Origin of the sequence: Dictyobacter alpinus (assembly GCF_003967575.1) — a bacterium.
GTDB classification, from domain to species: Bacteria; Chloroflexota; Ktedonobacteria; order Ktedonobacterales; family Ktedonobacteraceae; genus Dictyobacter; species Dictyobacter alpinus.
Genome location: NZ_BIFT01000002.1, coordinates 2,036,111 through 2,055,938, shown reverse-complemented (window position 1 = coordinate 2,055,938; position 19,828 = coordinate 2,036,111). Strand labels below are relative to the sequence as shown.

Sequence of the window (19,828 nt, the reverse complement as noted above, 5' to 3'; positions counted from 1 at the left end):
GTTCGGTCGCTTCAACATGATCCTGTCCAGGCCACAAATCCCTACGTGAGATGGATTGGGCCTTGCGTGCAATCCATCTCGCATACGTTCGGTTGGCTCATACCGCCACTTCGCGTACGTGGGGCTGATAACGTTCCGGCTAGTCTTCGTTCAGGCGTAATGCCTGACCGAGGGTTGGACGGGAAACGACACGGACCATGGTGGCCAGGGCGATTCCATATAAACCGACCATGACGACGAGGCCCCAGATTAAGGTAGAGGGGAAGATCAGACGCGTTGGGAAAGCGGTTTGTAGGGAATATAGCTGGTCATTGTTGGCCAGGGTGGTATTTAGATCGGTGAATGAGAGCGCGGGAATCATGGTGTTGGCCAGTACCAGGCCAAAGCCGATGCCGAGCAACAAGCCAATCGTATAGACAATAGCTTGCTCCCAGGTGAGCATACTGGCTACTTCACGCGGGGTGGTCCCAATCGCTCGTAGGATCGCAAAGTTTGTCAGGCGCATGCGCGCACTCAACCAGGATGCCAGTAGATCACCCACCAGGGCCAGCAGTAACGCGGTAACCGTGCCAACTACCATCAATCCTGAAAGGATCAGATAGAGAGGATCAGTATTCAAGGAAGCCAGAATCTGCCAGCGATCCAGCAGATTTTGTAGCGTGTACTGAGGCTTCTTCAAGAAGGTGCGAAGACCAATCAACGAAGCATCATCCGACTTTGTATGCAGCCAGACATGATTCAAGCCCGGGACATCCGGCAAGAGAAACTTATTCTTCAGCTTATGCAACTTACTGGTATACACCGTCCTATACGTGGTATAGTCCATCAGGACACCGCCAGGGATCACGGCCCCCTGACCGCCAACCGCGATGCGATCATTGACCGTGGGAATATGCGGCACAATCCCCATCACCACACACGACATATCCTGCACATTTAAACCACTGATACGTACCGTCAGGGTGGAATTCACGTGCAGCAGTAAGCGATTAGCCGTATTCGTATCAATGATCACGGGCAGCACTTCCAACTTGGCCGCCACTTTATCTTTCGCGATCATCTGCGTTAAGAGCGCATTACCTTTCTTCGCCTCATCCTGCGAAGGCCAGATCACGGTCGAGCCAAAGGTAGCCGCATCCACCGCACGCACTTCCAGGCTGATGCCGCCGCCACGGCCACCGATGGCCTCGGTAGCATAGCCAGCACTGGCACCCAGCACACCAGGAGCGTTTTTATAGCGCTTGATCAAAGCGGTTGTATCAGGCTGACTCGGACCACCACCGATCTCACCACTCATATCAGCGCCAACCTGATAGGTAGAAATATCCTGAATATGTTGTGCCTGGCTCGCGGTATAGACAAGGGTAAAGAGCGCAAAAGCCGTAGCCAGGGCCAGCAACAAGGTCATACGGATAGATTGGCGTGGCGTACGACCAATTTGTGCCAGGGCCAGCATCGAGACAGCACCACGGCCACGTGCCACCAGCGAAGCCATGAAACGCAGGAGCAGCGGGAAGAGGCGCAAGAACAAAAACATAAAACCAATAATCAAGAAAAACGGCGCAATAATCGACAAAGGGGTCGCAATCAAGGTCCTGGCATCACCCTGGATCACATTACTGATACTGGTCAGGTAATATGAGATACCATAGCCCGCCAGCGCAATGATCGCCGCGATCACATCCAGGTTTAAACGTTGCCACAACGGACGCTTATTCGAGCGGCCAGACTGACGGCGAATCGCCAGCACATCTGAGCGCGAAGCCGCAAAGATCGAGATGGCCATGGTCAGCCACACCACCAGAATCACCGCCAGCGCATACCAGATACCTCTTTGGAGGGCCGCCACAGGATTATTCGTAATCACATTCAGCGCATCACGCGAAGCCACCGGTAACATGCGCGAGGCAATCGAATAGATCAGGAAGACCGCCAGCGGCAGAGCAATCAGCAAAGCCACAATGCCCAGGCTAATACACTGCGCCATCAAAGCCCAGAAAACCTGATTACTACTCGCCCCCCGCGAACGCAAGACCGCGATCGCCTCCGCCTGACGATCCACCAACAGATTCGTCATCAAGCTCACAAAAAAGAGGATCAGCACCATAATCATAATCGTCAGTACAGCCGCAGGAATCTGAGCCACCGCGATCCGACTACGAAAACGCTCCAGATTACTTGGATGATCAGAATAACTAAACAGCGTACTCGAAAGATCAATTTTAGAGACAAAAGGAAAGGTACGCGTCGAATCTCCGACAAAGGTGCTATCCCCATAATCAGCCTGATACTGATTCTGAAGGCCATCAATTCGGTTGATCAGTTCATCCAGATTTCCCACGGTAGCCATGGTAGGATTGAGATGATAGGACCATAAAAACGAATAGCTTCCGGCAGTAGTAAAGGCCGCATCAGCCTTATTCAGCGTCTTGACCTGCTCCACCATAGACACAAAACGCGTATCAGAAATCATGAAATTATACGTATAGAACGCTTTCCCTTGAGATGAAGTAATCAGTGGCTCATAATTATTCCCATGCCAATAGGCACTATTGGCAGAATCGATATCAAAGAGAGCAGACACACGCGCCGTTAAGGGCTGTTTCTTCTGCGGTGGAGAGGGATCATTCGAGTACGCGGTCGGAAGAGGTTTCGCGTAATAATTAAAATTCAATGGGAAGGTCGAACCCACCTTTAATCCCAGCCGCTTCGCTGTGGTAGGCGTCATCATCACATCAAGAGTATTAGGCTCGGCATTCGTCGTACCCGCCATCTTTCCCTTAAGATGAGAGAGATGCGGCTGCGCATGAGCCACATTCACAGCGCTCATCACCAAAGAACGCTGCTCCTTAGAAGGGGCCGCAAAAGAAAGATCGCCCGTCACAAAAGAAAACTCAGGGGCCTGGATATACGAACCCAGGCTCGGCTTCAACAAGCCATCAAACTGATCATGCATGGCCTGAATAGAGGCGGCAGAAATAGCAGACGTATTTGACGTGGCCACAATCTCCGAGTCATCGGGGGTTGAACGCAAGGTATTGCGTAAACCAGCCGTCGTCATCACATCCGAAAAAAGCGGAATAGAACTTGCGATAAGGACCGCTGCAATCATGCCAAGAGCAATAATGCTCAAAAGAAATCCCGTTTGTCGCCAGCGCCACATCGCGAGTGTCACCACAGATGAGAATGGGGAAAGACGACGATTACCACGTTGAGATCGCGTTGATTTGACCATAGAATCCTCTTCTAAACTCAGGGGACAAAGTAGATAATAGATAGAATGGCATTTTACATTGACATAGTGTACAGTATGCATCCACTTGCCTGGATAGGTCAATGCTTGCTTTATATCAATATATGCTGGATTGAGTGTTTACTATAGACACTCTCCAAAGCTTTTCATGAACGTTATTCGTAGTGACAGCTGTCATAAAAAATGTATGACAGCGGATATGACACTACTCACATCTCAATCAAGCTCCTTTTTCAGTATTCTATAATCACAAACACAAATATACAGACACATTTCAAAAAACAAGAAAAAAAGCCAGGATACTGAAAGTAGAGAAACGAAATGAATATCGCCACTAATCAGATTAAAAACAACACAGCCGCCACAAGTGAAGAAAAAGAAATTGCAGCGGCCGAGCAACATTCGCTCCTGCGCACCATCTTATTGCATCTAGTTCCGGGCGCCATCATCTACCTGATTTTCGTCCTGACCGCACCACTTTTCGAGCACTGGGGATATCCAGGATTGATGGGACTCTTACTTGGAGCGACCCTCGTTCTGTTTCCAACCCTGGCCGAACTATACCGCCTGGGGAAAAAGCGCAACGGCAAACTATCTTTGCAAGGCATCATGCTTTACCGCCAACCGATGCCATGGTGGCAATATGCAGGTTTCACCCTGCTCGCCCTGTTGTACGCCCTGGTCGTCACCATTGTCATCTTCAATCCATTTATTCAGCCAGCCATCACCAACTGGTTTAGCTGGTGGCCCGCCTATGAAGCCAGGACCGTCCTGGGACACTATGCAAGCGGACATCTCCTCATCACCGAAATCTTTTATGTAATCTTGAATACCCTCTATCCCATCATCGAAGAGATCTATTTCCGAGGTTACCTGATGCCCCGCATCTCACGCTTCGGCAAATGGACACCGTGGATAAGCATCACCCTCTTCTCGCTCTACCATTTATGGCAGCCCTGGAACAACCTCTTAAATGTCGCCTCCCTCTGGCCCCTGAGCTTCCTATCCTGGAAGAAACGCAACGTCTACCTGGCCATCTCGATCCATTGCACTCTCAACATTATCGGCATGCTACCACTACTTATCACCCTCGTAATGAAATAACACGTGCCAGCACATGAAAGTTGCAGCTTCAAACAACACAGCAACTTTCATGTGACAAACCCAGATATAATCAGTAAAATAGTAGGCGAAAAGCCTTAAGTGAAAGGTATCGGGGCTGTGCCCTGGTCATTTGAACATTAGTATATATAGAGGAAAAAAAAGATGTTGAGTATCAGAAAGCAAAGGATCCTGCAAATTCTCTGGATTTTGCTTGCGCTCGTCATGATCATTCATTCAAGCACCAGCATCTTTAGCATACAACCAGAAAGCTCACAGATCTGTAGTATCACCGGCTGTAGTAGCAACACCTATAGTAAACATGAATTACAAACCCTGGGTCTATCGCTGGCAGAGATCAATCTTTATACCCATATCCTCATGCTCCTCTTCTTAATCACCTGCCTGGGGCTCAGCGCATTACTGATGTGGAAGGTAGCCCATGAACGCATGGCATACTATACCGCCTTTACCCTGGTAGCCTTTGGAGGCACCGCCTTTAGCAAAATAGACACATTCTTCACATCATCCATCTGGGCAACAGGAATAATCGCCATCGCATGTGCAGGACAGATACTATTCTTCCTCTTCTTCTATCTTTTTCCTGATGGCAAATATGTTCCACACTGGACACGATATCCAGGCATAATCAATATCCCATTACTGATCATCTACTATATAGAAATCTATGTTCCCGTAATCTACCATACAGGAGCGATCCCCCCATGGCTCCACACGGGTCTCCTCACAGTGATCACAAGCTGGTCAATCCTGCTTTTCTCAAGCATCATCTTCGCGCAAATCTATCGTTATCGCCATAAATCCGATCTGCTCCAACGGCGCCAGACCATCCTGGTGATGCTATCTCTATTAAGTACACTCTTTGTGTATCTTGCCATTACCGCTATTCGTCCAACCATCATCGCCCACGTTCAAGGGCTCCTTCTCTTTGACGTAACCGCCACCACGATCATGACCATCTGCCTGCTATCGATTCCCATCACCATCGGCATAGCCATCCTGCACAATCAGCTCTGGGAGCTCAATCCACTGCTCAATCGCAGCATAGTGTATAGCACCTTAAGTATCTTGATTATCAGTATTTATATTCTGGTCGTAGGAACACTCAGTACACTCTTCCAGTCCAGCAACAACTTGCTGATCTCACTTATTGCTACAGGCTGTATCGCCATCCTTTTGCAGCCATTACGGAATTTTATCCAGCAAATGATCAATCGTTTGATGTATGGTGAACGCGATAATCCACAAATCGTCCTTTCCCGATTAGGACAACAGCTAGAGGCGGCGCTCTCAACCAGCACGATGCCTCAAACGATCGTAGACACGGTAACCCAGGCACTCAAGCTCCCATATGCGGCATTACAGATCTCGTATAGAGACAAACAGGCAACTGTAGCCAGTTATGGAAATAGCCAGGCGTATCAAGAGGGACAACTACTTCACCTGCCACTCATCGCGCAGAACGAAACCGTTGGTGAACTTATTCTGGCAACGCGCCGTCCCAACGAAACATTCACGGAAGCCGACAAGAGACTCCTGAAAGATTTCGCCTACCAGGCCGGACTGGCAGTACAGGCGGTCCGGCTCAGCGCGGATCTGCAACGCTCAAGAGAACAGCTCATATTGGCCCGAGAAGAGGAACGGCGGCGCATCCGTCGAGATCTCCATGATGGCCTGGCGCCCACGCTGGCCGCGCTGGCACTCGGGGCCAGTACCATCGGCGACGTAATCACGATCCAGCCCGCGCTCGCCATTGACATGGCTAAAGAACTCAATCAGAATTTACTAGACGCCATCGGAGATATCCGGCGCCTGGTCTATGATCTCCGTCCACCCACGCTGGATGAGCTCGGACTGCTGGCAGCTATCCATGAATATATTCAGCAACAAACACAGACAAGTCGGGGAACAAACATCGATGCCAGCATACAACTACCGGAACAGCTTCCCACGCTCCCGGCGGCCCTTGAAGTCGCCATCTTCCGCATCATCCAGGAGGCCTTCATGAATATCTTACGGCACGCCCAGGCCAGCCATTGCCTGCTTCAGCTGACCTATGATGAACACACAGGCATCCATCTCCATATACGCGATGACGGTATCGGCCTGCAAGAACAACATCGTATCGGCGTCGGACTGCTCTCGATGCGTGAACGCGCATCCGAGCTAGGAGGCACCTGTACCATAGCCAACACAGCGGCAGGCGGTACCAGTATCACCATCCAATTACCATTAACAAACGAACACTAGAGCAAAAAAAGGAACAATACCATGGAAAACGAACAACGAAGCATCTTGCTGGTTGACGACCATCCCCTCTTCCGACATGGATTATCAGCGCTGGTCGCGACCTGTGCAGATCTCCATGTCATTGCCGAAGCCACATCAGGACAGGAGGCCATCGAGCGGGCAGAAGAGCTCCAGCCAGACATCATCCTCATGGACATCCATATGCCAGACATCAACGGCATAGAAGCCACGCGCCGCATCCTGCACACCAGTCCGCATATCCGTATCTTAATCATCACCATGTTTGAGGACGATAGTTCCGTATTTGCGGCCATGCGCGCCGGGGCCCGTGGCTATATCCTCAAGGACACCCAGAAAGACGCGATGCTCCACGCCATTCGCGCCATTGGTCGTGGAGAAGCCATCTTTGGTCCAGCCATCGCGACCCGCCTCATGAACTTCTTTACGACAGCCCAACCCGCCACTCCAGGCCATAAAGAGCTGTTTCCCGATCTTACCCAGCGTGAACGCGAGATTCTGGAACTGATCGCCCAGGGCAAAAACAACCAGGAGATCGCCAATCAACTCATACTGGGACATAACACGGTGCGCAACTATGTCTCTAACATTTTCAGCAAACTACAAGTGGTCGATCGGGCCCAGGCCATCATCCGCGCCCGTGAAGGAGGTTTAGGTTTAAACTGACGACAATGGACAGGATGAGATAGAGCATGTACAATATTGAGAAATACAGAGGATAGCAATCATCATGCCACCGCTTGTCATTGTTGATGGACACAATTTATTATTTCGGGCCGCCTTTGGTTTTCCAACACCGATTAAAAGTCGCTCGGGCCAGGATAGGACCGCCACCTTTGGCTTTTTCGCCATTGCGCGGAAAGCGGCAATGGGAATAGGAGAGGCCGAGTGGGTGGTTTTCTTTGATGGTGCCCAGGGGACCGCGACACGTCTGGCCGAGGATGCTACCTATAAGGCGCAGCGCGTCTTGAAAGATCCAACCATCTTTGATGCCATGCCTGATATTAAAGCGGGCCTGGACCTGCTGCAAATTCGCTGGCTGGAACTCCCAACCACCGAAGCGGACGACTTGATCTCAACACTTGTCGGTGTTGAAGCAGAACAGGGTCGGCAGATCTATATTATGTCAATGGATAAAGATTTCTATCAATTAGTCAATCCGACAACCGTCATCTTAAATACAGCTCGTAAACGTGAACAATGGATTATTAGCCACGAAGACATCCTGGCCCAATATGGTGTCCTGCCAGCCCAGTGGTGTGATTTCCGCGCCCTCACCGGCGATCCATCGGATAACATCCAGGGCATCACCGGCATTGGACCGCGCACCGCTGCCCGTCTCTTAGCAGATGGTATGATGCTAGAGGAACTCGTGGACAGCGGACGCTTAAGCGGGACCATCGAAAAAAAGGTCATCGCAGGTTGGGAAAAGGTACTCCAGAACAGGCATCTCTTAAGAATGCGCCTGATCACCGATGCACAACTGGCCAACCTGACCACAGGAAAGATCACGAACTGGCTCCCGGCACAAACTATTCTCAGCCAACTCAACCTCTGGGAATAAGATAGTGTTTGTTTTTTTACTCTCATTGTGGAGCGTGCAGCCAGCCACACTCGGACCCTGAAGGGCCCTTGCTTCTGATACGTGTGGTGTGAAATTGTACGCAACGAGTACAATTTCACACCACACGTATCAGAAGGCCGTTAAAGCGTCAAAGGCGTGGGGAGGGACGCTGATCTATGAGCCGTAGATTTGATGGGAATCAGAGACATTCATTAAGGAAGATACAACCGTAAGGACAGACAATGGAAAATATCACGAGCAACACAGACACTCCCAATACAAACAATGGTTTTGAACGATTATATCCACCGATGCCGATACCCGATGGGCAGGCCATCTGGTTCCCATTTCAAAAACACAAACTCCTGGTGAAGTCCCAGGGCCAGCATATCAGCCTGCTACAGGGAGAAAAAACGCTCCTTGCCAATCTCAAACATGACGAATTATTATATCTCGGCAACCTGAACGGTATGCCCTGTATCGCCAGCGCCGTCGATGCTGAAGAACATATTCCAGCCAACTGGCAAGGGGTAGGCCTACGTGAGCTTTACAGCCTCATGGACGGCATTGAATACACCATAGCCACCTACGCCTCACAGATCATCAACTGGCACCAGACGAGCCGCTACTGCCCCGTCTGTGGCTCTCCAATGGCTTCAGTACCAGGAGGATGGGGAAGACGCTGCACACGCGGCGATTACAGTGGGTATCCACCAGTCATACCGGCGATGATCGTCTTGATCTATGACGGGGACCGCATCCTGTTATCCCATAAACCCGGCTGGGGGAAACGCTACGGCCTGATCGCAGGCTTCGTTGAGCCAGGCGAGACACTGGAAGAATGCGTGCACCGTGAAGTCAAAGAAGAAGCAGGCATAGAGATCGACAACCTGCACTATATCAAAAGCCAGCCCTGGCCATTTCCCAATCAGCTCATGGTAGGCTTCACCGCACGCTACAAAAGCGGAACCCTGCAACCGCAGGATAATGAACTCGACGATGTACGCTGGTTTACCCGTGAAACGCTACCAGAAACGCCTCCCAATATCAGTCTGGCATATATGCTCATTTCCGACTGGCTCAACAAGGAGCAAGATAAATAGTGAAGAAAAAACAAAATAAATAGTGAAGAAGCAACAAGGAAAAGAAGCGTTGCAGGGGAGAATAAAAAAAGACCTGACGCCAGGGTATTCATCAGGTCAGCACAAAAATAGCGAACAGCGTCTATAAATCCTCCACAGGAAGACGACCACCGATGCCACGAAAATAAATCCGCTCGACATAACGCATAACATCCATGTGGGAATACTCACCACTTTGGAACAAGCGGCGATGGGCACGAGGAGAAAGGACGCTGAAAAAGCTATTCAGCATAATGATCGTCGGAATATGCGGATCAAATTCATTGCGCTGCTTACCTTCTTCCAGATAGGACAAAACTTTATCCGAAATACGAGTGAGGGTCGTAGCTGATTTTTCTTTTAAAGTAATCTTAAAATCTTCGCTATTAAACAGAATATACAATAGATCTCCCCGCTTACCCGAAGGATCACTATACATAGCATGCACAATTACTTCCAATTTGGCTTGAGCGCTCATATCAGCAGGCAGAGGCTGATCAATGGTAGAAAGAATTTTCTGCATTTCCCGTTCAAAGAAAGCCACCATTAAGTCTTCTTTTTTAGCAAAATGAAGGTAGAGTGTCCCCTTGGCAATGCCAACCCGGTTAGCAATCTCGTCCATCGAAGTATCCCGATAGCCTTTTTCTAGCAATACATCTTCTACTACATGTAAAATTAACTCTTCACGCTCCTGGCGCTGTTTTTCCTTGAGAGAACGATGCACGGGCCTGGACATTAAGCTGCCTCCTTGCTAATTGAGTGTTCTATGACTATCCGTTTTAATTTATGACTTCCTGGTCAATATTTTAACATCCAGTCAGCAAAAGTCAAGCACAAATATAAACCCCTGCCCTCCTCGGATAGGAGAGTTGTCCCTTATCAGTTGACAAGTATTCCAGTCACAAGTACAATCGCAGTAATGGTTTTACTGCATAATAGCGACAAAGAAAATAGTAAAACTCAGATCAAGCTTGCATTTTTAGAAAAATAAGAATAATGTCCAAAAAGGGCAGCAAGCGATACATAACGTCAAGACGTGCGCGTAGCTGCCAACGAAATTTGGTAATTCATGAATGAATGCCGGTATGCAGATCAATACATTAGCCACTATCATATCAAGCAACTGTTAGGTAAAAGTGACCTATCAGAAGTTTATCTTGCCACAAATATTGAGGACCAGACGCAGGTGGCCCTGAAGCTTCACTATGGACGTTGGAGCGGGGAGAATGCAGAGAAGTTCCTGCATCAGACGACCGCCTTGATGAAGCTTGACCATCCCAATATTGTGCCAATTATGGATCTTGGCGTAGAAGATGATGTGGCCTTCCTGGTGATGAAATATGCTCCAAATGGCAGCCTCAGACAGAAGCATCCTAAAGGAACAAAAATAGCGTTTGAAACGGTCATGCAGTACCTCCAACAGATCGCACCGGCTCTGCAGTATATCCACAGTCTTGGACTTGTTCATCGGGACATCAAACCCCATAATCTGCTCCTGGGGGAAAACCACGAGATCATGCTCAGCGACTTCGGCACCACCATCATCTCCCATAGTCTGAGTCCAATTCATGCTTCTCTTCGTGAATTTGAAGGAACTGCTCCCTACGCCGCGCCAGAGCAGCTACAAGGCAAACCATGCCGGGGCAGCGATCAATATGCATTAGGGATCATGCTTTATGAATGGTTAAGTGGAGATTGGCCGTTTACAGGCACCTTCTACGAAATTACCCATCAACATCTTTTTGTTGCCCCACCCTCCTTTAAAGAGCGCGGCATCAATTATCCAGCCAATATTGAACAGGTTATTTTGCGTACCCTGGAAAAAGAGCCGGCCAAACGCTTTCCCAGCATCAAACGTTTCGCGGAAGAATTAGCATGGGCCTATAAGATAGCGCAGGCAAAAGGATTTCGTAGCACTCCCACGGAGCCTGAAACACCAACAGCAGATCCTCAGCCATCCATACAACCAGCGAAAAAACAATTCAAAACACCATTTACCTTCAAAGCCTGACAACGCACTTCTTTTTGTGTGGGGAAATGTGAGATTGCTTCCTTCCCCATAGAAGAATAGAAAAAGCCGACAAAGTACCAACACCTTTTGAGGTGGAACAGAGTATTGGATAAATCTCTCACATTCGCAATTATCTAGTACTAATTAACCAAATCTAAACCATCAAGGTTAAGATACCTCAACCTCAATTGGTACTTTTCTGTCATCTCATCCCCCTAAGAAAGCAGATATTGACTAAAACGTGCTACTATCCTAACAGTTACTGATTTAAAAGCACCAAAGTCATTCAAGGTGTTTCAGAACATTCAAACATGCGTGCATTTAAATATCTAGCGTACAGAAATTGTCAAAGTGGGAAAAAAGTCAGGGTCGGCGGCTCCGGCCATAATATTTAAAAAACTCAGTTGGCACCGCCGCCAGACCATTTCAGCGGACAAGCGGTTGTCCAGCACAAACATTTCTCTGTAAGCGTCCAATGTGCATGCACAGAACAAGTAACGGCACAAGAGTTGAAAAGGATTTTCTAGCGTGTTAACATTACCAAAACCAGGGCGCGCCAAAGACGCGAGCCCGATCAAGAAACCTGGCAAGCCACGTTTCTCACCACTTATGCTGATAAGTGCAGGCGTCACAGCAGTCCTGATCTTAATTGCAGGCATCGTAATTATTGTGCCACGCCTGGCTTCCCATGCAGCTGATGCCAATGCCAACTGCTCACTCATCGTTCCAAGAAATCCTCTCAGCGCCCGAGGACTAGCCACACCCTATCAGCTCGTTGCCACAGATCCCAACATGGGACCCTGCAACGAGGCCAATGCTGGACAAGCCGCATTCGTCCAGGGAGCAGTGATAGATCCCGCGACAGGAGCGGTTTCAGTCTACAATCCACTAGTCGTTGATAAAGGCACCCAGCCAGGCACCCAGCCAGTGGTACCAAAGTTGCCAGCCAATGCTGTCGTTGGCCTCTGGTTTGGTTTTAACGGTGACAACCTAACCCTGCAGGACAAAAATGGTAGCCTGGGCGATGGACGCTGTGTCAACGGAACCAACAACTCCATCTTTGGCCAGTTTGCCTACTGTAATGCCCGCGCATTTTTCGCCGCCGCCAACACCGCTATTCAGCGCGGAAAACTCACGCCACCCGCGCTGGGAATGGCCGCCGACGGCATGACCTGCCCAACGGTCCGTGATTTTAGCGTTATCGACATGGATCAAAGCGACAACGTCACCACCACCTATCTGGTCACAGCCGACGGGAAGACCGCACAAAATACAGCCGCCAACATCACCCAGCTGAAAAACGCGCAGACACAGATCAATGGTAGCGACAATCGCTTGCTCTCCATCGCTCTAGATGGTGCCCTTAATTGCCAACCATGGATGGCCCCCGATCTGGCCGATAATGGAAAAATGGTCCCGGCCCTGCCACTCAATGAACTGCAGGCCGCAGCCCATCAAGCAGCACCAATGGCCGTCGTGCCTCTGGGCGATCCTATGGCCCTCAACAATGGCAACCAGGACGCCAACAAAATGAATCTCTACCGCCGTGGAGTTGACCAGCTTACAGGTGCTGCGGCAGCCGATAAAGGTGACACCGCAACCTACTGTAAAAACTATCTGGCAGTCGCGCCTGCCCGTATCCAGTTGGACGCCCAATTCACCAAGAACCGGCCCTCACCCGATCCAGCTGCAGCCAACAACCTTTTCACCTTCCTGGCACAACGCTTTAACGCCGGCTTTGGAGATGGTGGACTGAACTGCACCAAACTCATCAATGCGCAGAGTCCTATCACCGTCACCACAGATGGTAATGGGGTTGCCACAGATGCAACCATCGCCCTCAATAACGGCAATGGTAATGGCAACGGTAATGGCAACAACGGAGCCGGTAATGGACAGGCTGCCGCACCAAATTGTAGCGTCAACGGAACGGTCATCAATGGTTGTACCGGTACCACACAGATCAACAACCAGACCTGCCAGGTAGCCTTTGATAAAGCCGCCAATCAGGTGAACCTGACCTGCCCGGCCACCCCAAACCAGGGTCAGCAGAACCCTCCTGGTGGACAGCAGCCTCAGCCAACCGCAACCCAGACCCAGAATCAACCGGGTCAGCAACCACAGCCAACTGCCACCCAGACCCAGAATCAACCGGGTCAGCAGCCAACGCAACAACCTCAGCCGACCCAGGCTCCCAATCAACCTGGGAAGAAACCATATCAGTATCAGAATCAGGGATATAATCAAAATACCCAGCCAGCTCAAGGGCAGGCCAACGCTCCAACATCAACCAATCAAGCAAACCCAAATTGTGACCAGACACCGACACCGTAAATAGGTATCAGGACACAAAAATAATAGCTCTACTTCATTAGTGAGGTAGAGCTAGAAACAAAATAAGTCCCACGCTCGAAAGAGCGATGGGACTTTTTCATGTCTGGAGAAGCTTATGCCTTCTGGCTAGAGAGAATACGAGTCAACTTGGTGCCGCAAACGGCGCAAGTTCCCTGCAGAGCAGGCTTGCCATTTTTCATCGTAATCTGGTGCGCCTCTTTCATGTCTCTTTTTTCTTTGCACTTGACGCAATATGCTATGTCAGCCATTTTTATATCTCCTCACTAATCTTTATTGTGTTCAAGTCCTGCATGAGCCTGATGTAAGGAGGCGATCATGCGCTTCTCTTGTTGTAACGGATCACGAATGCAACAGGACTCAGGTAGAGGAAAGAATTATCCCATGAGCATAGGAGAATCCACGACAAAGTCACCAGAGAACTCGTTCGCAAATGACAAGACAGCACAGATATATCCCCATTCGGGCAACTGCATACTAACAAATAAATGCGATACTAGCCTTCAGTATACAACTGCATACTATTTTTTCAACAAGCAGACGCTATTACATCGTAACGGCAGGTCTTGTACCTGCCGTTACGATATGATGGGAAATGTGCTCATCATTGCAGAAGATCATGCTTGTGCCGTCGCATATAGAGAACACTGATCATAGAAAGGATACCAAGCACGACCGAGAAGCCCATCAAGCCATTAAAACCACCCAGATCAACCGCCATACCGCCAACCGAAGCACCTACTAGCTGACCAATACCCAGCACAACTGAATATAATCCCATGACTGCACCCCGTTTACCGACCTTCCGTTCCGAGATAGCCGCCATATGCGTCAGAGAGGCTGGTGTAAAGCCACTCAGCAGCAATACCCCCAGAAGGACCGCAGGAAGCAATAGCCACAGGGTAGTATGGGCACTGGTACTTAGAGAGGCAATATTCTCTCCCAGGCCATTAATAGCGGTCAGAGACGCAATACACACCCCAAGCCCGATCAGGCCAATCGACATAATGGTTGTCCGGCGTAAACGCGGCAAAATCAACATCCAGAATCCCATGCCAATGAGAAAGAACAGCCCAAAACCGCCAAGAAGCATGGTCGCCAGATCCTTGCCAAAGCCTCCATATAAGAGCTGATGAGGATGACGAAGATCAGCAGCAGGATTTGGATAGGTCAGCATAATCACAATCAACGTTATCCAGGCACCTACCAGCGTATTCACAGACAACCAGGCAGGCAAAAAAGTAAAGATATGCTTATCACGCAGCATCTTCAGGCTTTCAACCAGTGAGCCATGGCTTTCAGCTGTTTCATGGGAGCGATGATGACTTTCCTTCACCAGGAACGTCACCACTAAAAGGTTCGCGACATGTAAACCAATCACCACAAAGAAACCCCAGTTCCCCATCCACTTGGCCACCTGGCCACCAAAAGGAATCGCCAGGGCCAATCCACCAACCGTAGCCACCTCAAAAGCCGTCATCACCCGCGCCCGTAAGCGATCCGAACCAATCGTGATATCCGTGATATAGCCAAGGCTTGCAGGCGTATTTAATGCCGTCGTAGCACCTTCTAATAAGCGTCCGCAGAGAATCAGCAAGAGCAAAAACAATAAGTGAATATCAACATGATTCGCATCTGGACGAGGATAGAGCGAGGCTCCTAACAAGAGCAACAGAGCCGCCAACGCTCCCAGAATAGGAGCAAGAAACAAGAAGGGCTTCCGCCCAATGCGATCCGATAAACTACCAGCCAGGGGAGCTAATAAAAGTTCACTGATATAGAAAGACTCAAGCACCAGCACCACAACCGTAGCCGAAGCAAAATGCTCGCCCAGATAAAAGCCAAGCAACAAAAAGCTCGTACGGCTCGCAATACGTAACAATAATGTAGAAAAGAGATTCGATCCAATTGAGAGATAATCGGGAGAACCCAATGGTTTCGTGACTGCCGGCCTCTTCTCCAAAGAATGTGTATGTGGCGAGACAGTCGGCGGCCCGGATCTATGTTGATCTTTAATGATATCTTGCTTCATAAATTTATTCACCTGATTTTCTTATGCGCACCGCGAACACTGAGTCCTGTCACAAACGACTCTTTAGAGAGCATAAAGCATGTGTGTTACGATTTGATCGCAAAGTTGTCTCAATTTTGTCATATTGATCACTTACACATAGTACAAACGATACTTCCCACGACTTGACCACATCCCAAAATACATTTTTCAACCAGGTGTGGAGAGTCAGCCAAGCAATAAAAGGAAAACTATATGCAATTCCAGATCAGCCCTTCAGACGCCCAGGTTGACCAGAAAGTCGCCATACAGATCAGCAACCTCTCTCCTCATCAGGAGGCAACAATCAACGCAAAAACCACAGACGAGAGTGGGACAATCTGGATATCAAATGCAACCTTCCAGGCCGACGAACATGGCATCATCAATCTCACCACTCAGCGACCTCAGAAAGGTACATACACACAGACAAATGCAATGGGACTCTTCTGGTCGATGCAGCCCCTTATTGAAGAGAAAAACAAAACATTCTTCGCCACACCCACAGGCCAATCACTCACCATCTATTTTAACGTTGAAGCAAAAGATCATTCACCAATTGAAGTCGTGCATAGACGTTCTTTCTCATCTACTCATTGTAGCGTAACCACAATCAAAGATCAGAGATTGCAGGCAACATCCTACCATCCAATAGACAATGGTCCTTACCCGGGAATCATTCTTCTCAGTGGCTCAAGTGGAGCCAGCAGAAATGCAGATGCGGCCTTACTGGCAGCGCATGGTTATTATACCCTGGCACTCAGCTACTTTGGTCCTCCCCCATTGCCTTCCAGCCTGCAGGAGATACCACTAGAATACATCCAGACAGCTATCCAATGGTTACAGGCATCGCCACAGGTGCGCCATGACCAGATTGCCATCATGGGCATTTCCAAAGGCGCAGAACTGGCACTGCTAGCGGGAACAATGTTTCCCGAGATCAAAGCCGTCATTGGCTACGCGCCCAGTGCTCTCGTTCATCAAGGCCTGGGTGCAACGCAGGAAGACGCAAGCGAGCGCTCCTCCTGGACATATCATGGAAAGCCAGTGCCATTTTTACCTTTTCGCCCTTCGCTGGCGTTTCAAGGCTATGTGACAAAGCAGCAACAGGTGCAAGAGCCCATAGCATTTTATACAGCGTATATGGACAGTTTGCGCAATAGTCAGTATCTTGAGCAAGCCAGCATACCAGTAGAAAAAATTCAAGGCTCAATAGTCTTGCTTTCAGGCCAGGATGACCAGATGTGGCCATCAGCCCTCTTTGGAGAAATGATCAAAGAGCGACTTGATACACATCACCATCCTTATCCCTATCAGCATATCATCTACCCTAACGCGGGACACAAACTGGGATATCCTTACGTGCCAACCACGGTTAGTCAGGCTCGGGGTAATGCCTATGGAGGAACACCAGAAGGAAACGCGCATGCCAACGAAGATGCCTGGCGAAGAGTCCTGAAATTTCTACAACAAACGTTTGGGCCCACTAAATTTGCATATAAGGCAAGCGAGTAAACATGACAGATCAACGCATGGACCCTTCACAAGAGTCATTCCATATGCTACCCTACCCACACAGTATAAAAATCTGCTATTACGATCATAGATAGTGGCTGGAGAACGCGGAAATGTACAGTACAATAAGAAGAGGACCAGACTTTTTCGCCATTACTCATGGATAGTGTAATATATAGCAAATATCCTGAAGGGGTTTTTTGATGGAAGAACATCAACAACAGGAGCTAAATCTCATACCAAACGAGAATACAGAAACATTCATTACGGAAGACCTTGAGAGCGAAAGCGAGGTCTCAACCCTCCTTGATCAGACCCTCGCAGATATTACTGATTATATGACGGAGGAAGAGGCGACCGAATATATCGCCCGTATTATGGATGGGGTCGAGATCGAGAGTGAAAATACCCTCTTTGAAAATGTCACGCCCTATGTGCCAGAAAACATTAAAGTCACCAACTATCGACCCGACCAGGCTGTACGTGAGGCATCACTAGCCCAGAAGAATATGTGGAAGCCCGGTGATGGCGAGATCTCGTATCTAGCATCCAATACCCTTGAAGTCTATCTGGGAACACCTGAACGGCCGCTAGAGATCCCCCAGGCATTAAAACAGATTCGCCAGTTGAGTGAGAGCACGGTTCTCACAGCTCGTATCGTTTTAGGACTGTGGAATATTCGCCGCCATAATGATCGTGTCTCTAAAAATGGCAGTGTCGCGATCTTACTGGAAGAGATCCTCCAGTGGCAAGGGGTACAAAAGCATAGCCGTGTGGCGCATCCAAATACAACGAAACGCTATACCGATGGCTATCGAACCGAGCAAAAGCAACGCGTCTTACAAGATCTAGCCTTGCTGGCCTCATGTAATGTCCGTGGCAACTGTACAATTACCGTTAAAGGTAAATCGGTCTCCATCCAGGTGGATGGCACCTATATGCGCTATTCGGTCGTCAGTCGCAAAACATTACTCAACGAAAGAATCATTGTTGGCTTTCTCGTGTCACCAGGCGACTGGATCAGTACCTATGAGCAGCACCAGAACTACTATCTCGCAGAAGTCGATACCCAGATATTCAAGCTCAATCCACAGAATGATCGCTATGCCTTGCGTATTGCCCTCTATATGACCGAGCGTTGGCGAGAGCAGGCCAAGCAGGGCGATTTCAGTACGCCAATTATGATGTCCGAGCTATTGGCCGCCAGTATGATAGAAGTAGACGAACGCCACATGACCTCTCGCTTCGTGCCACGTATCGAAGCCTCACTGCAAAAACTAGAGGAAATGGGCATTATTGGCAAGCAACTCTGTCTGACAGATGTAGATAGAAACCAGACACGTTGGAGTAAAGACTGGCTGGCATCCCGTTGGGAGATCTTACCGCCCATCAAGTTGATTCAGGAATATCAGTCAATGAACAATCCACTAAAAAAACGTATGCGCAATAAAACGCGCACACGTGAGCGTGAGCAGTCGTCCTAGATCCTCTCCGAGAGTAGCGTACTTATTTCCAACAAAATAAGCTCAGATACTCTCCCATGAAGTAGTAATCAAAACAATCTGCGCCGTACCCCACCAGGGTCTGGCGCATTTTTATATGATTAGCCTGATTTGCCCCACCAGGGTCTGGTGCATTTTTAACCCTATCATAGAACTGATGCCCACCGGGGTTCGGTGCATTATACAGCCATTGCGCTAAAAAATTCCCGCTAGAATCGGATACAATGCGAAAACATTAGTGTGTTATCAGACAAAATCTGGCACATCTCAATGCGGGCATCTGGTCAAAAACGCACCGAACCCTGGTGGGTTTTTTTGACCAATCACGTGCTAAAAAACCCCACCAGGGTCTGGCGCATTTCTCGTGGATCTATAATCTGAAACCCCCACCGGGGTTCGGCGCATTTTTGACTACCACCTCTATTGCTAACCCCACCAGGGTTCGGTGCATTTTTGCATGAAGATGAGGTGTATAACCCCACCAGGGTTCGGCGCATTTTCAGAAAGGCTGAAGATCTAAAACCCCACCGGGGGTCGGTGCATTTTCAGAACAGCTAGATGTCAGAAACCCCACCAGGGTCCGGTGCATTTTTCTCAGCTATCGAATAGCGACAAAAACATCATCCTTGATCAAAATACCATTCCATAATTTAAATCTATACGTACAGATGAAAATGCAAAAGATACGTACAAACAAATATACCCCACCGGGGTTCGGTGCATTTTAGAAAAGGCAAAAATGCATCCAAGCTGGTCAAGCCTTGTCTTAGCCCATAGCAACAGAAAAGTGTTAAACACAATAGCAAACCGGCTACTTATATTGCAGGGAGACAAACTCAATGAAAGCACGCATGGTTAGCCCCACCAGGGTTCGGTGCATTTTCAAGGTCCAACAAGCAAAAAATACTACGATCTTTCCAGCGCATAATGAGTACAAACCCCACCAGGGTTCGGTGCATTCTTGACTAATCATGCCGCGCATAACCCCACCAGGGTTCGGTGCATTCTTGACTGATTTCACTCCCAAAATCCCCACCAGGGTTCGGCGCATTTTACAACCAGACATTTCA

13 protein-coding genes are annotated in these 19,828 nt (G+C 49.0%); 9 read left to right on the top strand and 4 right to left on the bottom strand.

What is annotated here, in order from left to right; genetic code table 11:
* Positions 1-139 precede the first annotated feature (139 nt).
* The gene (locus EL633_RS30800) at positions 140-3,235 is read right to left on the bottom strand and encodes an FtsX-like permease family protein (RefSeq protein ID WP_161982574.1); all 3,096 of its coding nucleotides are present in this window, start codon (positions 3,233-3,235) and stop codon (positions 140-142) included.
* A 339-nt stretch (positions 3,236-3,574) separates the two neighbouring features.
* Here EL633_RS30800 and EL633_RS30795 point away from each other — a divergent pair, with 339 nt between their 5' ends.
* From EL633_RS30795 to nudC, 5 genes are all read left to right on the top strand, one after another.
* Positions 3,575-4,357, top strand: coding sequence for a CPBP family intramembrane glutamic endopeptidase (locus EL633_RS30795; RefSeq protein WP_126631049.1), 783 nt, complete (start codon positions 3,575-3,577; stop codon positions 4,355-4,357).
* 162 nt (positions 4,358-4,519) lie between these two features.
* The gene (locus tag EL633_RS30790) at positions 4,520-6,625 is read left to right on the top strand and encodes a GAF domain-containing sensor histidine kinase (RefSeq protein ID WP_126631048.1); all 2,106 of its coding nucleotides are present in this window, start codon (positions 4,520-4,522) and stop codon (positions 6,623-6,625) included.
* 21 nt (positions 6,626-6,646) lie between these two features.
* Positions 6,647-7,309, top strand: coding sequence for a response regulator (locus EL633_RS30785; protein ID WP_126631047.1), 663 nt, complete (start codon positions 6,647-6,649; stop codon positions 7,307-7,309).
* A gap of 64 nt (positions 7,310-7,373) precedes the next feature.
* The gene (locus EL633_RS30780; protein ID WP_126631046.1) at positions 7,374-8,207 is read left to right on the top strand and encodes a 5'-3' exonuclease; all 834 of its coding nucleotides are present in this window, start codon (positions 7,374-7,376) and stop codon (positions 8,205-8,207) included.
* Between the two features lie 242 nt (positions 8,208-8,449).
* Positions 8,450-9,310, top strand: coding sequence for an NAD(+) diphosphatase (gene nudC / locus EL633_RS30775; RefSeq protein WP_126631045.1), 861 nt, complete (start codon positions 8,450-8,452; stop codon positions 9,308-9,310).
* A 121-nt stretch (positions 9,311-9,431) separates the two neighbouring features.
* Here the strand turns inward: nudC and EL633_RS30770 are convergent, their stop codons facing one another.
* Positions 9,432-10,064: a TetR/AcrR family transcriptional regulator gene (locus EL633_RS30770; protein ID WP_126631044.1), complete on the bottom strand. Its 633-nt coding sequence runs from the start codon at positions 10,062-10,064 to the stop codon at positions 9,432-9,434.
* A 333-nt stretch (positions 10,065-10,397) separates the two neighbouring features.
* Here EL633_RS30770 and EL633_RS30765 point away from each other — a divergent pair, with 333 nt between their 5' ends.
* Both EL633_RS30765 and EL633_RS30760 read left to right on the top strand, forming a co-directional pair.
* Positions 10,398-11,339 (top strand): serine/threonine protein kinase, encoded by a 942-nt coding sequence (locus EL633_RS30765; protein ID WP_126631043.1) that lies wholly within the window; start codon positions 10,398-10,400, stop codon positions 11,337-11,339.
* 528 nt (positions 11,340-11,867) lie between these two features.
* Positions 11,868-13,673, top strand: coding sequence for a hypothetical protein (locus tag EL633_RS30760; protein WP_174845186.1), 1,806 nt, complete (start codon positions 11,868-11,870; stop codon positions 13,671-13,673).
* A 113-nt stretch (positions 13,674-13,786) separates the two neighbouring features.
* Here EL633_RS30760 and EL633_RS37045 read toward each other — a convergent pair whose 3' ends face one another.
* On the bottom strand, positions 13,787-13,942 hold the full coding sequence (locus EL633_RS37045; RefSeq protein WP_170207753.1) for a DUF5679 domain-containing protein: 156 nt from the start codon (positions 13,940-13,942) through the stop codon (positions 13,787-13,789).
* A gap of 353 nt (positions 13,943-14,295) precedes the next feature.
* Entirely contained in the window at positions 14,296-15,723 is a 1,428-nt protein-coding gene (locus tag EL633_RS30755) for an MFS transporter (RefSeq protein ID WP_126631042.1), read from the bottom strand.
* 234 nt (positions 15,724-15,957) lie between these two features.
* Here EL633_RS30755 and EL633_RS30750 point away from each other — a divergent pair, with 234 nt between their 5' ends.
* Both EL633_RS30750 and EL633_RS30745 read left to right on the top strand, forming a co-directional pair.
* The gene (locus EL633_RS30750; protein ID WP_126631041.1) at positions 15,958-17,256 is read left to right on the top strand and encodes an acyl-CoA thioesterase/bile acid-CoA:amino acid N-acyltransferase family protein; all 1,299 of its coding nucleotides are present in this window, start codon (positions 15,958-15,960) and stop codon (positions 17,254-17,256) included.
* 203 nt (positions 17,257-17,459) lie between these two features.
* Positions 17,460-18,740 carry a hypothetical protein gene (locus tag EL633_RS30745; RefSeq protein ID WP_126631040.1) on the top strand — a complete coding sequence of 427 codons (1,281 nt, stop codon included), beginning with the start codon at positions 17,460-17,462 and terminating at the stop codon, positions 18,738-18,740.
* Positions 18,741-19,828: the final 1,088 nt, after the last annotated feature.

Bases quoted from the DNA above. Each gene is read 5' to 3' on its own strand.
- EL633_RS30770 (WP_126631044.1), bottom strand. From the start codon at position 10,064: ATGTCCAGGCCCGTGCATCGTTCTCTCAAGGAAAAACAGCGCCAGGAG.
- EL633_RS30750 (WP_126631041.1), top strand. From the start codon at position 15,958: ATGCAATTCCAGATCAGCCCTTCAGACGCCCAGGTTGACCAGAAAGTC.
- EL633_RS30780 (WP_126631046.1), top strand. From the start codon at position 7,374: ATGCCACCGCTTGTCATTGTTGATGGACACAATTTATTATTTCGGGCC.
- EL633_RS30790 (WP_126631048.1), top strand. From the start codon at position 4,520: ATGTTGAGTATCAGAAAGCAAAGGATCCTGCAAATTCTCTGGATTTTG.
- EL633_RS30755 (WP_126631042.1), bottom strand. From the start codon at position 15,723: ATGAAGCAAGATATCATTAAAGATCAACATAGATCCGGGCCGCCGACT.
- EL633_RS30745 (WP_126631040.1), top strand. From the start codon at position 17,460: ATGGAAGAACATCAACAACAGGAGCTAAATCTCATACCAAACGAGAAT.
- EL633_RS37045 (WP_170207753.1), bottom strand. From the start codon at position 13,942: ATGGCTGACATAGCATATTGCGTCAAGTGCAAAGAAAAAAGAGACATG.
- EL633_RS30785 (WP_126631047.1), top strand. From the start codon at position 6,647: ATGGAAAACGAACAACGAAGCATCTTGCTGGTTGACGACCATCCCCTC.
- EL633_RS30765 (WP_126631043.1), top strand. From the start codon at position 10,398: ATGAATGAATGCCGGTATGCAGATCAATACATTAGCCACTATCATATC.
- EL633_RS30795 (WP_126631049.1), top strand. From the start codon at position 3,575: ATGAATATCGCCACTAATCAGATTAAAAACAACACAGCCGCCACAAGT.
- nudC (WP_126631045.1), top strand. From the start codon at position 8,450: ATGGAAAATATCACGAGCAACACAGACACTCCCAATACAAACAATGGT.
- EL633_RS30800 (WP_161982574.1), bottom strand. From the start codon at position 3,235: ATGGTCAAATCAACGCGATCTCAACGTGGTAATCGTCGTCTTTCCCCA.